Here is a 14694-nt window from a genome sequence, read left to right on the forward strand (position 1 = left end):
CTGCGCGACACGCTTACCACGAGCGGTGAAGGGGACGGCGGTCGATGAGAATTCAGCCACGGCGGCAGATTCTGGCAGTCTGGCGGTCATTGCTGCGTACCTGTTACGCCGACGGCACGTGGGTCTGGGGCGGGCGCGACGGTTCCAACTCGATCAGCGACGCCGAGCAATTGCTGTGCCTGCTGTACCCCGCCACCGAGATCGCCAGCTTCGCCTTGGACAATCCCGACGAGCTGTCCGACGACGTCGAGGTGGTGATGGCGCCGCTGGGCCGGGGCCCGAAGATCGGGCTGAAGCTCGTCGAGGTGCTGGAGGACTATTGGGCCCGCTACACCGCGCCCGACGGTGAGCCGATCTTCTCGGCGGGAACCTACCTGCGGTCGAGCGAGGAAACGCGCCCGCCGACCGAGCGGCAGCGCGGCCTGGACGTGGTCGACTCCTACTCGATGTCGCTGACCTTGTGCCTGGCGACGTTGAAGTTCCTGCGCGCGTTCCGGCGGTGGGTGAAGACCCGTCCCACCCCGGCCACGTCGCTAGACGCCCGCATCGACGCGCTCGAGCAGCAGGTCACCGCGCGGCTGACGGCCGCGATGACCGGTCTGGTGCGCAGTTTCGTGGTGAACACCGTGGACCCGAAATCCGAAGCGGGCCAGGTCATGCTGACCATGTTCAACCAGACCGGCGCCTCCGACGAGGCGGTGGTCACGACGGTGAACCGGCGGCTCGATCGACTGCGCGTGCGGCTGCGCCGGGACGTCACCCTGAGCCAGACCCCGGACATCGACCTCGAAGACGAGACGCTGCTGTTCGAATGCGGCTGGAGCTGGGGCGTGGCCCGGCAGGCGGCGCCCATCGAGTTCGTGGCGGCGGCGATCGGCGCCCAGCCCGGCTACGCGATCGATCGGCCCTACCTGTACTTCACGGTGGTCGCGCTGGACGGCATCAACGACCTGACCTCACCGCGGACCCGCGAACTGGACCTGCTCGACGGGCAGCAGCGGCGGCTCGCCGAGGCGCTGCAACTGCGGTGGGATCTGGCGCAGCGGTACTGGTCGGCCATGGCGCGCTACGGCGAGGGCCGCTGGCCGCTCGAGGACATCCCGTGGCGCACCTCCGACGGCGAGGAATCGGACTACTTCAGTCTGTCGGTGTCCGCGGTGCTGATCCAGGACCTGATCAACCGGGAAGCCAGCGACGACGATCTCACCAGGGCCACACCGATTTTCGACGAGCTGGCGCGCCGCGGCCGGATCATCCGCCGGCTGACCGAGGACGATCGCGCCCGCGACCTGCACGTGCCGGGTGTCCGGTTGTCGCTGCTGGGTACCGAGACGCTCGACGAGGGCCCGCTGCTGGAGTGGACGGTGTCGGACTACGCGCCGGTCCTGCTCAAGCGAACCCTGCAGGCGGCCAGGCTTTCCGGAACTCTCACGACCCGCGACCGCCTGCTGGAACTCGCGCAGTCGACGATGGACCACTTGGAGCGCCGCGCCTTCAAGAAGGGGTCTGCCGAGGGCCTGTGGGACAACGCCGACGAGGTGTTCAAGATCAAGTGGGCGCCCGGCGCGGCCCCGGACCTGTCGAACGAGCCGCCGTCCCCGGAGCCGAACGGCACAGGGCCGAAACCGTCGTGGTATCTCACCGAGCGCGTGATCGAATGCCTCGTCGCCGCCGACCTCACCTTCCGGGAGCCGCCGCTGCGGTCCATCACCTCCGCGGTGCGCGCGCTGGAATTACTCAACGAGGCCGAGCATCTGCTGAATCAGAAATTGCTCCAGCTCAGCGAACAGGACATGACGAAGAATCGCCTCGCCTTGGAAACCGTGCATCAGCAATTGGAACGCGCGCGGGCCGTGATCGACGAGCGGCCCGGCACGGCGCACAGCCTGTGCGCCGAGGCGCTGCGCGAGCTGGACGGACTGGTGTTCGCCGACCAGGACGCGAAAAGGAGCGTGTAGCGCCGTGCTCGTTTTCTCGACCTCGGACAAGGGCGGTACCGGACGCTCGGTGACCAGCTGCAACGTGGCGTATCGGCTGAGCATCAAGGGCCGCAACGTGGCCTACCTCGACTTCGATTTCGGATCGCCGACGTCCGGCGCCTTGTTCGAGGTCAATCGGATGGAGCGGGGCACCCCCGACAACGACGGGCTGCACGGTTATCTCCTGGGCTCCAGCACCATTCTCACCCCGCGTAATGTCCGCTCGGAAACGGGCCGTGCGGAGTTGCGCGAGCCGCGTCATCCCTACAAGTTGATGCTCTATCCCGGCGATCGCGGCGGCGCGGAATTCCTGACCGCCGACGACCGGACCGTGAAACGCTGCGTCGAATTGCTGGTGGCCTGCGAGCAGGAATTCGACGTGACCATCGTGGATCTCAGCGCCGGGCGCTCGGTGGCGCTGGAAATCGCCCTGCGCGCCACCGGGAAGAAGCAACTACGCGGTGCGGTGACGCGCTGGCTGGTGTTCCATCGCTGGACCCGCCAGCACATTCTGGCGACGAACGGCCTGGTGCACGGCCAGCACGGCCTACTGGCCACGGGCGCCGAGTGCGGCCACGATCAGAGGCGGCTGGCGGCCGCGATCCGTTATGTGCGCACCGCGGTGCCCTCGGCCAACGATCACGCGTCGGCCGACAGCGGGCCGCAGGCGGCGTGGCTGCGCGCGCAGGACGACGCATTGCGGAAATTGGCGACGGCCAATCAGCTGGGGTGGAGTGTGGTGCTCGGTTCGACGCCGATGGAGCCGATGTTGCAGTGGCGCGAGCAGGTCGTCCTCGATGCGGACGTCTCGGCGAAGATCGCGAACGAGAAGACGGTCCTCGCTTTCCAAGAGCTGGCCGGTGGCCTGACCGACGACGCGGTCTGGGAAGGGGTCTGACAATGCCGGAGTCACCCGTATACAGCGAGGCGACCGCGGAGATCCGGGTCGCCGAGGTGCCGTTGTCGCATCTGTCCATCGAGACCGGCCATTTCTATATGAACGAGCTGATCAACGGGCAGCAGAACATTCGCGCGCAATTTCGCGAGGTGGTCGATCAGGTCGAGTTCTACACCGCCTCGGCGCGCAAGCGATTCGGATCCGCCGCGCGGGTCAGCACCTGTTTCCTGATCGACGACTACTTCGCCCCGGACACGAACCCGACCGAAATCCTGAACAAACTCCTGAACGCGGCCGACGACTGCGGGCTGCGGATCGACTACCTCGCGCGCGAGGCCGGGTGCTGGGAATATCCGGTGTACGTCGACGGCGTTCCCACCGGGCCGATGGTGAAGCTGGCGGAGACCATGGCCGCGCGGGTCGTGGCCGAGCCGTCGGACAACACCACTGGCCGGCGGCCGCCGGACGTGGAGTCCGGCTGGTTGTGCAACGGCCGCCGTTCCTCCGACCACGATCCCGCGCAGGCGATGCGCGCGCAGGACTACCGGCCGCCTCTGGCGTACGGCCGCCGCGTGCATTCGATATTTCTCGATACCGAGATGTGGGACAGCCCGATGGAAGGTGTCGACGACAAGCACACCCGCTGGTCGTGCCCGTTCCTGGCGTCCATCTGGCAGCTGTTGCGGCTGGGCATGGTGCGATTCGAGGGGGCGGCGCCGTTCCATCCGCAGCTCCGCAGCAGGAGGGAGGGGTGGGAGGACCACTGGTGGGAGATGCCGGCGGTGATCCAGCTGAACCCGGACGCGAAACCGTTCGCCGCGTACCGTTCGCTGTCCATCCTCCCGCAGGATTACCTGGGCATCGAGCACGCGGTGCACGTCATCCTCGACCACCTCGAGCTCGACGAGCAGGTCTGGGAACTGATCTCGGCCCGCGGTGGGCGGGAACGGGTTCCGATCGAGGTGCCGCGTGAGACCAGCAAGCGACTCTCCCATGTCCTGCTGGACGGGTGCCTCGCATGACTCCCTCCGGCGCGGGGTCGGCCGAGACGCCCGTCGCCCTACTCGGCGACATCCACACCTGCCTGCTACCGTCGCGGACCGTGCTCGACACGTCGGCCGTGGTCGAGGTGCTGGATGCGGTGAAACCCGGCAGTGGCGTGACGTCGCTGGAACGCCCGGTGCCCCTGGCGATTTCGTCGCCGCGAGTCGAGGGCGTGGACTGCACGCTGGCGACCGCGTCGGGCCGGGCCGTGCACGGCATCGGCACCGTGCTGTCGCGCGTGATCGTGATCGGCGGGCGGGTGATGCAGAGTTCCACTCAGACCGCGGTGACCCAGGCGAGCGTGAACCAACGCCAGTCGTGGGTGCACTACCTCGCGCGCGCGGGCACGGTCGAGGCGGTGACGGAGCTGGGCGCCGACTCCGGACGCCGGCTCGCCGACGGCTACCTGCGCAGCAACGGGCCCGACCGGCTCGACCTGGCGGCGATCAGCGGCAGGCTCGCGACGCTGATCCGGATGGACACCCGGCTCGACCAGCAGGTCCCGATCCGGGCCGCGACCACGCGACTGCGCTGGGCCGTCGAGATCGCGGCCGCGCCCGAGCAGCCGCCCAGCTTCTCGTTCCGGCTGGACAACGACACGTCGCGCTCGGTGCGCGTCACCGTCGCGGCGCGCGATGTCGGTGCGGCCCAGCGGTTCTGCGAGGATCTCGCCGTCCACGACTGGCTGCTCACCACCATCACCCAGCTGCTGCGCGACGCCGACCGCTTCGAATCCTCCAGCGACGCTTCGATATTGCTCGCGCCGATGCTGGAACAGCTGGTGCCGCTGTGGATGCCGGGCGCGCACACGCCGCCCGCGCTGCGTCCGCTCTGGGCGGAGTTGGAGGCGGCCCCGGGGTTCACCCGGCAGTGGACGGCGCGTGCCGAACAGCTGCGCGACCGGATGATGACGGCGACGCTCAACGCGCTGCGCAACTCCAAGATCAGCAGCAACGACTGGTGATCACAGCCGGAACCAGCGCCGCACCAGCAGGGCGAAGAAGACCGAGGTCGTCAGCAGTCCGGTGTACGCCTCGAGGACGAACACCAGCCGCTTCGCGCCCGCGAGTCCGGCCGTGTCGTCGGGGCCGAGCGGGTTGAGGTAGTTGGTCAGGCATTCGTAGACGATGGTCATCGTCGATTGCGTCGACAGCAGCCGCACGACGGCGGTGAAGAAGAGCAGCTGCAACGCCATCCAGATCAACATGCGGAACGGCCGATACCCGTAGCCGCACAACAGATCCGGGAACATGCTCGCGGCCCGGCGCCAGCGGACCGGCTGCGCGCGGCGGCGGGCTCGGGCCAATTCCAGGTTGCACCGGTCCTCGCCGTCGACATCCTCGTCCTGCCGGTACAAGCTCGCCGCGCGCCGGAATGCCAAGGCGGCGTGGGCCGGTAGCACCGTGGTCAGGGTGTCGCCGAGGCGCTCGTAGATCTCGGCGAGGTTCCTGGTCTGCGCCCGGCTCAACCGCAGCGGGCCCCGGTACTCGACTTCGGCGGCGAGCAAGGCGCTGAGCAGTTCGGGGGAGACGATCCGATCGCCGCCGCGCGGCCGGGCGGTGCGCGGCTGCCGTGCGGCAGCGTAGATGCGCCGGAACACGAGACTGTCGCTGTTGCGCCGGATTCCGGGCGGGTCGTAGCGGGCGACGACCGATTCGACATGTGCGGTAAAGGAATCCAGCAGTTGCGGTTCGTCGAGGCGCGGTTGTTCGGTGTGTGCGCCGGCGAGGAACTGGTCCACGGCGGCGGCGTAGGAGGTGGCGCGGCGCTCGACCCGCGTCGACATCGAGCGGACGAAAGGCGAGTCCTGCTGTCGCTCGTCCACAGTCCGCAGGCCCCCTACAAGAATCGGCGCCGACCCCGGGCGCGCTTCCACGATAGCAACGTCGTTCTGCGGGCCGGTGTTTGTTGCTCCCGCGGGCGGGCACCCGGGCCGTATGACCCCCGACGATCACACGCAACCACGGTCCGCGGGCTCGCCGTCGCAGGTCACCGAGAGCGACCTGCGGCAGTTGCTGCAGAGCGGCAGTCCGGGCACCCGACTAGTCCTGCTGGAGGGGCGAATTCAGCTCGTGCCAGGCGCCGCGGACGAAGCGGACGGCCTCTCCCTGATCACTCGCGGCGAACTGGCCGGGCAGATCGGCGACAACCCCGCCGACGCCGAACTCACCGTGGCAGCCGAAACCCTGAACACCGAGATCCGGCTACAGGGCGCCTGAGCCCGCCCTCAATCGAGTACCGCAGCGTCGTCGAGGGCTGCGTGGGCTCGCTGTGGCAGCTGGTGTTCGAGGAGCAGGGTGAGTTGGGTGCGGGCGTCGTCGAATGGGCGTGCGCTCTTGAGGGCACGGCTCTGCAGAATGGCGCCCTCGATGACCGAGAGCAGCACGCCGGCCAGGGCGTCGGCGGCCTGCGGCGCGGCGCCGGCGGCGACCAGCCCGGCGGCCAGGCGGCCGGTCCAGTCGGTGAACGCCTGCCCGGCGGCGGCCTGCACCGCGGGATCGAGTTCGTCCAGGGCGGCGGCCATCATGAACGAGCCCTCGCGGTATTCACTGGACTCGAGCGGATCGCGCCAGAACGCGAACAACTCGTCCAGCCACCGCGGCACCGACGGGGCCTGCGCCAGCGCCTCGGCGGCGACGCTGACGTGCGAGTACACCACGCGCGACACGATGCGGGCGGCGGTCTCCACGAGTTCGCCCTTGCCGGCCGGAAAATGCTGATACAGCGAATTACGTGAGGCGTTGCTGCGTTTCAGCAGTTCGCTGAGCCCGGCCGCGTGCACGCCGTGTTCCTGCACCGTGGCGATGGTGCTCGCGATCAGCCGGCCGCGCGGTCCGCTCGTCAACGGATCTCCTTCAGGACTTGTGTGAACCGTTCGGTCCATGCTAGACGTAATCCCGTGTGGACCGATTGGTTCACCCGGAGAGGATGCCCCATGCCCGCCCACATCGCCACCGCCGCCCCGGTCACCCACGCCGCCATGCTCGGCCTCGGTGCCTATCGCCCGCGCCGGGTCGTCCCCAACGCCGAGATCGTCGATCGCATCGACTCCTCCGACGAGTGGATCCGGACCCGGTCCGGCATCGCCGAGCGGCGCTGGGCCGAGCCCGACGAGACCATCGTCTCGATGAGCACCGCCGCCGCCCGCGACGCGCTCGCCGCGGCGGGACTGGCGCCGGAGAAGGTCGACGCGGTGGTGCTGGCGACCTCCTCGCAGATGGTGCTCGGGCCGTCGGCGGGTGCGGTGGTGGCGACCGAACTCGGCCTGCACGACACCCCCGCCTTCGACGTCTCGGCCGGGTGCGCGGGCTTCTGCTACGCCCTGGCCGACGCCGCGAGCCTGGTCCGGGCGGGACAGGCCCGGTATGTGCTGGTGATCGGCGTGGAGCGACTGTCGGATCTGCTGGACCCGGCCGACCGCAGCTGCGCGTTCATCTTCGCCGACGGCGCGGGTGCGGTCGTCGTCGGACCGGCCGAGGCGGAGGGCATCGGCCCGGCGGCGTGGGGTTCGGACGGCAGCCAGACCGCGGCCATCAAGCAGGACAAGGACTTTCAGGAGTACTTCGCGGAGGTCGCCGCCGCGGAGGCCGTCGGCGGCACCTCGGTGCGGCCCTACATCCGGATGAACGGGTCGGCCGTATTCCGCTGGGCGGTCACCTTTCTGGAGAAGGCGTGCCGCGACGCGCTGGACGCCGCCGGTGTCACCGTGGACGACCTGGACGCCTTCGTGCCGCACCAGGCCAATATCCGGATCACCGACGCGCTGGTCCGCGCGCTGCGCGTGCCCGACTCCGTCGCGGTGGCCCGCGACATCATCGAGACCGGCAACACCAGCGCGGCGTCCATCCCCATGGCCATGGAACAGCTGCTGCGCTCCGGCGCCGCCCGGCCCGGCGATACGGCGCTGCTGCTCGGCTTCGGCGCGGGCCTGGCCTACGCGGGCCAGGTGGTGCATCTGCCGGCCGTACTCGCCACCGACGACCGGTCCCAGGCCCGCATCTTCACCGCGGAGTAACTTCGTGGCACCATGCCACGGAACGGTTTTCCGTGATAAGGGTACGAGGCGGAAAGCCCGCTTCTCGAGAGGAACCAGCCTGATGATGAAACGCACCGTCGCTGCGGCAACGGCAGCAGTTGCGGCCTCGCTCTTCGCCTTCGGCCAGTCCTGGGCGCAGGAACCGGTCAGCCAGTTCGTGGTGATGGAGAACCTGGCGGCGACCGCCCACGTCGACGACCCGGCCGAGAACACCTGCTACCCGGGTGTCATCACCGCCGAGGCCCCGCGCACGATGTACTGGCGCAACACCACCCCGTACTACGCCACCATCTACACCCGCGCCGAGAACGGCGGCGAGTGCGGTGGCCCGGTGCTGGCCCGGCTGCACCCGAACGAGGCCCCCGGCGTGCCGATCACGCTGACCGGCGCGATCATCGACATCAGGTTCTCGTCGTTCCAGTGATCGGCGAGCATCGCGCTCCGGCGGCTCGGTGCCGCCGGAGCGCGATGCGGTCGATGAGTTCGGTGCGTGCACACCGTCTGTAGTGACATGACGACACATACGCTCGTGACGCCCGAGGCCGATCTGGTTTACGACGTGCTCGGCCCGCTGCCCGCCGCCGGTGGGCGCCCGCCGCTGTTCATGATCGGACAGCCCATGGACGCCAGCGGTTTTCGCACGCTGGCCGCCGAATTCCCCGATCGCACCGTGATCACCTACGACCCGCGCGGCCTCGGCCGCAGCGTGCGCAAGGACGCCCGGGTCGACCATTCCCCGACCGTGCAGGCCGGTGACGTGCATGCCGTGATCGAGGCCGTCGGTGGCCCGGTCGACATGTTCGCCAGCAGTGGCGGCGCGGTCACGGCGCTCGCGCTGGTGGCAGCCCACCCCGGTGACGTACGCACGCTGGTGGCGCACGAGCCGCCGATCATTCCCGTCCTGCCCGATGCCGCGGCGGCCGAGCGGGCCATGAACTATTTCCGGGATGCCTACGACGCCAAGGGTTCCGGGGCCGGGATGGCGGCGTTCATCGCCATGTCGTCGTGGCAGGGCGAGTTCACCGAGGAGTTCTTCGCGCAGCCCGCCCCGGACCCGGCGATGTTCGGATTGCCGGGCGAGGACGACGGTTCCCGCGACGATCCGCTGCTGTCGGATCGGTCTTCGGCGGTCAGCGGCTATCTGCCCGACGCCGACGCGCTGACCGCCGCTTCCACCCGGATCGTGATCGCCGTGGGCGAGGAGTCGGCCGGAGTGTTCACCGGGCGCACCGCCGTAGCCACCGCCGAGTTCCTCGGGCAGCCCGCGGCCGTGTTCCCGAGTCACCACAGCGGTTTCCTCGGTCCGGAGTCCGGTTATCCGGGACAGCCCGAGGCCTTCGGCCGCGCCCTGCGTGACGTGCTGGACGAGAACGAGTTGTCCTGACGAGTCCGGGGAGTCAGAATTTCGATCAGCTGTCGCGCGAAATCGACTGCGTCCGTGCGCAGTCCGTTGTGCGCACCGGGGAATTCGGTGACCTCGAGGCCCAGCCGGGCGGCGATTTCCGCGATCGGACGGTAGGGCAGGCTGCCGCGCGTCTCGCGACCGGCGGCGGGTATCAGCCGATCGGACACTCGTGCCAGCGCCGCGTAATCCGGTGTGTAAGCGGTGAATTGGCGTAGTTCGTGCGCGAACATGCGCGGAGCGTTGGCCGCCAGCCGCTGCCACAGCTCGGCGGTGCGCGGCGGCAACTCGGACACGTCCGGCGCCGGTTTCATCGCGCCGCCGATTCCGGCGAGGAAACGTGCGGAGGCGGCGGCGAGCCCTTCGGTCCGGAACAGCGTGTAGACCTCCTCGACCATGGCGAGATGTGTTGCGGCGTCGGGCAATACCGCGAAACAGGGTGGCTCGTGGGCGACCAGGGCGCGGATCCGATCGGGGTGACGGGTCAACAGATCCAGGCCGACGATGGCCCCGTTGCTGGTGCCGCACACGAAGGCGGGTTCGTCGGTCAGCTGGGCCAGCAGCCGGTACGCGTCGTCGCTCTGCACCGCGACTCGCTGGCCTGCCGGCTCGCCGGGGTCGAGGGTGCTGCGCGAGCAGCCGCGCGGATCGAGTGCGGCGACGGTGAAATGCCGTGCCAGCACCTCCGCCGCGGCGTCGAACACGCCCGCGTCGCCGCCTCCGCCGGGAATCAGCAGCAGTAGCGGGCCGTCGCCTCGCCGTTCGTAGTACAGCGTCGAGCCGGGGACGGCCAGGGTCTCGGATCGCATGAGACCTCCTTTCCTTCGACCAGAAGGCTAAAATCTAATAATATTAGGCGCAAGTTCGTTCCGGTCGGCGGCCGTACTAGGGTTGGCTCCGACTCGATGCCGGTAGGGAGGTGGAGGTATGTCGCCGCGGGCGGGCCTGACCGTGGAACGAGTCGTCGGCGCGGCGGCGGAACTCGCCGACGAGATCGGCTTCGAGAAACTCACCCTGTCGGCCGTCGCGCGCAAGTTCGGCGTGAAGGATCCGAGCCTGTACGTCCACGTCCGCAACCTGCACGACCTGCGGGTCCGGCTGGCGCTGCGCGCGGGCGCCGAGTTGAACGACCGCATCGGCGCGGCCATCGCCGGCCGATCCGGCAAGGAGGCGCTCATCGCCTTCGCCGACGCGTACCGCGCCTACGCCCTCGAGCATCCCGGCCGGTACGCCGCGACCCAGATCCGAATGGACCCGGCCGAAGTCGGCGACGCACCCGAACTCCTGCGCAGCATCGAACTGACCACGGCCATGCTGCGCGGCTACGACCTCGGCGACACCGCGGGCTTGGACGCGGCCCGGCTCCTCCGCGCCACCTTCCACGGTTTCGCCACCCTCGAGGCGGCGGGCGGCTTCGCTCACACCCGCCCTACCGACGCCACCTGGCGCAACGTCCTCGAGGCCTTGCACCACACGCTGTCGACCTGGCCGGAAACCGAAGGCTGAGCCTCAGCGCGCGGAAACCAGTGCGGCCGAGATCGTGTCGGCCGCGGTGGCGGTAGCGGTACCCAACTGGGCCAGCTGGGCGGCGGACAGACGCGTGTCGGGGCAGGTGACGAGCGCGGCGATAACCGTGTCGCCGAGGCGGATCGGGGCCGCCACCGTGACCACCGCGTTCTCGTCGCCGAGTTCGTCCGGCAGGTAATCGATGGTGATGAGGTCGGCGATCATGGCGCCGAGACGGTTGCGCAGGGGGTCGGTGACGGGGGAATGGCGCAGGGCGGCAAGGGCTTCCAGCATGGGTGCGGACTCGTCGGCCAGGCGCTCCACCGAGTAGCCGCGGTCGCGGACGGCCGCGAGCACGGCCTCGAGCCGGTCGTGATGGGCGGGGTCGGCGCGGTTCAGCCAGGCGGTGCGCTCGGAATCGCTTGCCCACGCGACGAATTCGCGGGCCACCGGCGGGGCCAGGGGGAGATGTCTGCCCGCCCGGATCCAGGGCACCGACGGCGTGCCGACGACCTCGGTGATGAGGATGGACTCGGTGTCGCGCTCGGCCAGGAACACCGGAGTGCGGCGGCGCGCTGACAATTCGCGCATCGGCTCGGCGGCCAACCGACGCAGCGGAAATGCTGCCTCAGCACGGCGGGCGACCGTGAGCAGATTCAAGCCCAAGCCGTAGTTGCCGTCGTCGTCGCGCGCGGTCCAGCCGTCGGCGGTCAACTGCGTGAGCACGGCGTGCGCGGTCGCGCGGGACAGGCCGGTGTCGCGCACGATCCGCGCCAGCGACAGATGTTCGGCGGGGTGCCGGGAGAGCAGCTCGATCACTCGTACCACGCGGTGCGTGGGCGGGGAGGCGGCGGCCGCGGACCCATTTTCTGAAACAGGTTCTTGACCGGCGCGGCCGGCGCGGCCTATCGTCGGTGTCACAATATCGAACGATAGCGTCGAATATTCGACACTGCAACCCGGCGGATTGCCGGGCAGCGAATATTCGGCGCGGTGAGTGGGTGAGCGTGTGATGCGGACGGGATACGAGCTGTCGCATCTGGCGGCCCTCGAGGCCGAGTCGGTGCACATCTTCCGCGAGGTGGCGGCGACCTTCGAGCGGCCGGTGCTGTTGTTCTCCGGCGGCAAGGACTCCGCGGTGATGCTGGAGCTGGCGCGCAAGGCGTTCTGGCCCGCGCCGCTGCCGTTCCCGCTGCTGCACGTCGACACCGGGCACAACTTCGACGAGGTGATCGACTTCCGCGACCGCACCGCGGCCCGCCTCGGGGCCCGGCTGCTGGTCGCGCGGGTGCAGGACGACATCGACGCCGGGCGGGTGACCGAACGACCGGGGGAGACCCGCAACCGCCTGCAGACCACGACGCTTCTGCGGGGCATCCGCGAGCACCGCTTCGACGCGGTGTTCGGCGGCGCCCGCCGTGACGAGGAGAAGGCCCGCGCCAAGGAACGGGTGTTCAGCTTCCGCGACGAGTTCGGCGCCTGGGAGCCGCGCGCCCAGCGGCCGGAGATCTGGAACCTGTACAACGGCAGACACCGTGCGGGCGAACACATTCGAGTGTTCCCGCTGTCGAACTGGACCGAGCTGGACATCTGGGAGTACATCGACCGGGAGGCGGTGGAGCTGCCGTCGCTGTACTACGCGCACCGCCGCACGGTGCTCGAACGCGACGGAATGCTGCTGGCCGCCAACCGTTTCCTGGCACCGCGCGAGGGGGAGCGGACCTTCGAGGCGACGGTGCGTTTCCGCACGGTCGGCGACGCCACCTGCACCGGATGCGTGGAAAGCGAGGCCGCCGACCCGGCGTCGGTGATCACCGAGACCGCCGTCAGCCGATTGACCGAGCGCGGCGCGACGCGTGCCGACGACCGGATCTCCGAGTCCGGCATGGAAGACCGCAAGCGGGAAGGTTACTTCTGATGAGCCGCAACCTGTTACGGCTGGCCACGGCGGGCAGCGTCGACGACGGCAAGTCCACGCTGATCGGCCGGCTGCTCTACGACTCCAAGACCCTGTTCACCGATCAGCTGGCCGCCATCGAGCGGGTCAGCGCGCAGCGCGGCGACGCGGCGACGGATCTGGCGCTGGTGACCGACGGGCTGCGCGCCGAACGCGAGCAGGGCATCACCATCGACGTGGCCTATCGCTACTTCACCACGCCGCGAAGGAAGTTCGTCATCGCCGACACTCCGGGCCACGTGCAGTACACCCGGAACATGGTGACCGGCGCGTCCACCGCGGACCTGGCGCTGATCCTGGTCGACGCGCGCAAGGGCGTGGTCGAGCAGACCCGGCGGCACGCTTTCCTGGCCACCCTGCTCGGGGTGCCGCACCTGGTGGTGTGCGTCAACAAGATGGATCTGGTGGACTGGTCGGAGCGCCGGTTCGACGAAATCCGCACGGAATTCGCCGATTTCGCGGCCAAACTGACCGTCGGCGATCTGAGTTTCATCCCGGTCTCGGCGCTGCACGGCGACAATGTCGTGGACGCGTCGCCGCACACCCCCTGGCACGCGGGCCCGCCGCTGCTGCGCCATCTCGAGGACGTGCACATCGCCTCGGACCGCAACCTCATCGACGCCCGGCTGCCGGTGCAGTACGTGATCCGCCCCTCCGGCGTGAATGTCGCGGATGCCGTTGTGGCCGAGGCGGACTCGTCGACGGCCGACATCGCGCACCGAAGTTATGCGGGGACGGTCGCGGGCGGGATCTTCAAGCTCGGTGACGAGGTGGTCGTGCTGCCGTCGGGCCGCGGCACGCGGGTGGCGCGCATCTGGGGGCCGGGCGGCGCCAAGGTGGACGAGGCGTTCACCGGCATGGCGGTATCGCTGACCCTGGACGACGACATTGATATCGGCCGCGGCGACATGCTCGCCCGTCCGGGCAACCGCCCGCACCTCGACCGCGATATCGACGCGATGGTGTGCTGGTTCTCCGACGACACCACGCTGCGCGCCGGCGCGGAATACGAATTGCGCACGGCCGCGCAGTCCAGCCGGGTCCGGGTGACCGAACTGGATTATCGACTCGACGTGAACACGCTGCACCGCGTGGCGGACGCGGACAGCCTGGCGCTCAACGACATCGCGCGCCTGACCTTGCGCAGTCGCCGGCCGCTGATGTTCGACAACTACCGCGACAATCGCCGGACCGGCAGCTTCATCCTCGTGGACGAGGCGACCGACCAGACCGTGGCGGCGGGAATGATCCTGGCCCGCGACACCGGGCCGCGCGATACCGCGACGACCACCGCCGACGTGGTGTGGCACAGCTCGGCGGTCACGCGCGCCGAACGGCAGCACGCGGGGGCGACGATCTGGCTTACCGGCCTGTCCGGCTCCGGAAAGTCCACCATCGCAGTGGAATTGGAGCGGCAGCTGGTGGCTGCGGGCCGTCCGGCGTATCTGCTCGACGGCGACAACCTGCGGCACGGGCTGAACGCCGACCTCGGGTTCACCGATGCCGACCGCCGCGAGAACATCCGGCGGGTGGCCCAGGTCGCGGCGCTGTTCGCCGATGCCGGGGTGACCGCCATCGTCTCGGTGATCAGCCCGTTCGCCGCGCAGCGCAAGCTGGCCCGAGCCGTGCACGGGGACAAGGGATTGCCGTTCCACGAGGTCTTCGTCGACACCCCGCTGGAGGTGTGCGAGCGCCGCGACCCGAAGGGGCTGTACGCCCGTGCCCGCGCGGGCGAACTCCGCGATTTCACCGGCATCGACTCACCGTACGAACGCCCCCAGCACGCCGACCTGATCATCACCCCCGACCACGGCAACCCGGCCGACATCGCCGCGCTGATCCGGCGCGAACTGCGACTGTGACAGTGCCGCA

General features: G+C 69.4%; 15 protein-coding genes. 11 read left to right on the plus strand and 4 right to left on the minus strand.

Annotation, left to right across the window (positions count from 1 at the left end; all coding sequences use genetic code 11):
- Positions 1 to 44 precede the first annotated feature (44 nt).
- From ACFMRZ_RS34185 to ACFMRZ_RS34200, 4 genes are read left to right on the plus strand one after another with little or no spacing between them, the layout of a single operon-like run.
- Positions 45 to 1958 (plus strand): SCO2524 family protein, encoded by a 1914-nt coding sequence (locus ACFMRZ_RS34185; protein WP_280272352.1) that lies wholly within the window; start codon positions 45 to 47, stop codon positions 1956 to 1958.
- A 4-nt stretch (positions 1959 to 1962) separates the two neighbouring features.
- The gene (locus tag ACFMRZ_RS34190; protein ID WP_280272351.1) at positions 1963 to 2877 is read left to right on the plus strand and encodes an SCO2523 family variant P-loop protein; all 915 of its coding nucleotides are present in this window, start codon (positions 1963 to 1965) and stop codon (positions 2875 to 2877) included.
- 2 nt (positions 2878 to 2879) lie between these two features.
- Positions 2880 to 3899: an SCO2522 family protein gene (locus ACFMRZ_RS34195; protein ID WP_400182341.1), complete on the plus strand. Its 1020-nt coding sequence runs from the start codon at positions 2880 to 2882 to the stop codon at positions 3897 to 3899.
- The gene (locus ACFMRZ_RS34200) at positions 3896 to 4885 is read left to right on the plus strand and encodes an SCO2521 family protein (protein WP_400182342.1); all 990 of its coding nucleotides are present in this window, start codon (positions 3896 to 3898) and stop codon (positions 4883 to 4885) included. Before ACFMRZ_RS34195 ends, ACFMRZ_RS34200 begins: the two co-directional genes overlap by 4 nt.
- Here the strand turns inward: ACFMRZ_RS34200 and ACFMRZ_RS34205 are convergent, their stop codons facing one another.
- Positions 4886 to 5707, minus strand: a complete 822-nt coding sequence (locus ACFMRZ_RS34205; RefSeq protein WP_280272348.1) for a hypothetical protein — start codon at positions 5705 to 5707, stop codon at positions 4886 to 4888.
- A 151-nt stretch (positions 5708 to 5858) separates the two neighbouring features.
- Here ACFMRZ_RS34205 and ACFMRZ_RS34210 point away from each other — a divergent pair, with 151 nt between their 5' ends.
- The gene (locus ACFMRZ_RS34210) at positions 5859 to 6140 is read left to right on the plus strand and encodes a hypothetical protein (protein WP_280272347.1); all 282 of its coding nucleotides are present in this window, start codon (positions 5859 to 5861) and stop codon (positions 6138 to 6140) included.
- Positions 6141 to 6148: 8 nt separating this feature from the next.
- Here ACFMRZ_RS34210 and ACFMRZ_RS34215 read toward each other — a convergent pair whose 3' ends face one another.
- Positions 6149 to 6766: a TetR/AcrR family transcriptional regulator gene (locus ACFMRZ_RS34215; RefSeq protein ID WP_400182343.1), complete on the minus strand. Its 618-nt coding sequence runs from the start codon at positions 6764 to 6766 to the stop codon at positions 6149 to 6151.
- A gap of 90 nt (positions 6767 to 6856) precedes the next feature.
- Between ACFMRZ_RS34215 and ACFMRZ_RS34220 the strand changes: the two genes are divergently transcribed.
- The 3 genes from ACFMRZ_RS34220 (at position 6857) to ACFMRZ_RS34230 (ending at position 9341) form a co-directional block, all read left to right on the plus strand.
- Positions 6857 to 7936, plus strand: a complete 1080-nt coding sequence (locus ACFMRZ_RS34220) for a beta-ketoacyl-ACP synthase III (protein WP_280272345.1) — start codon at positions 6857 to 6859, stop codon at positions 7934 to 7936.
- A gap of 82 nt (positions 7937 to 8018) precedes the next feature.
- Entirely contained in the window at positions 8019 to 8381 is a 363-nt protein-coding gene (locus ACFMRZ_RS34225; RefSeq protein ID WP_280272344.1) for a hypothetical protein, read from the plus strand.
- Positions 8382 to 8468: 87 nt separating this feature from the next.
- Positions 8469 to 9341, plus strand: a complete 873-nt coding sequence (locus tag ACFMRZ_RS34230) for an alpha/beta fold hydrolase (RefSeq protein ID WP_400182345.1) — start codon at positions 8469 to 8471, stop codon at positions 9339 to 9341.
- Here the strand turns inward: ACFMRZ_RS34230 and ACFMRZ_RS34235 are convergent.
- Positions 9272 to 10168: an alpha/beta fold hydrolase gene (locus ACFMRZ_RS34235; RefSeq protein WP_400182347.1), complete on the minus strand. Its 897-nt coding sequence runs from the start codon at positions 10166 to 10168 to the stop codon at positions 9272 to 9274. The genes ACFMRZ_RS34230 and ACFMRZ_RS34235 overlap by 70 nt on opposite strands.
- A gap of 118 nt (positions 10169 to 10286) precedes the next feature.
- On the opposite strand from ACFMRZ_RS34235, the gene ACFMRZ_RS34240 reads away from it, so the two are divergent.
- A complete protein-coding gene (locus ACFMRZ_RS34240) occupies positions 10287 to 10865 on the plus strand; it encodes a TetR/AcrR family transcriptional regulator (RefSeq protein ID WP_280270391.1) in 579 nt (192 codons plus the stop codon).
- Between the two features lie 3 nt (positions 10866 to 10868).
- Here the strand turns inward: ACFMRZ_RS34240 and ACFMRZ_RS34245 are convergent, their stop codons facing one another.
- Positions 10869 to 11684: a helix-turn-helix domain-containing protein gene (locus tag ACFMRZ_RS34245; RefSeq protein ID WP_400182348.1), complete on the minus strand. Its 816-nt coding sequence runs from the start codon at positions 11682 to 11684 to the stop codon at positions 10869 to 10871.
- A 193-nt stretch (positions 11685 to 11877) separates the two neighbouring features.
- Between ACFMRZ_RS34245 and cysD the strand changes: the two genes are divergently transcribed.
- Together cysD and cysC are read left to right on the plus strand one after the other, a co-directional pair.
- Positions 11878 to 12783, plus strand: coding sequence for a sulfate adenylyltransferase subunit CysD (gene cysD / locus ACFMRZ_RS34250; RefSeq protein ID WP_280363723.1), 906 nt, complete (start codon positions 11878 to 11880; stop codon positions 12781 to 12783).
- Positions 12783 to 14684 (plus strand): adenylyl-sulfate kinase, encoded by a 1902-nt coding sequence (gene cysC, locus ACFMRZ_RS34255; RefSeq protein WP_400182349.1) that lies wholly within the window; start codon positions 12783 to 12785, stop codon positions 14682 to 14684. The genes cysD and cysC overlap by 1 nt, the downstream gene beginning before the upstream one ends.
- Positions 14685 to 14694 lie beyond the last annotated feature (10 nt).

This window comes from Nocardia sp. N2S4-5, from assembly GCF_044628355.1.
Classification (GTDB): Bacteria; Actinomycetota; Actinomycetes; order Mycobacteriales; family Mycobacteriaceae; genus Nocardia; species Nocardia wallacei_B.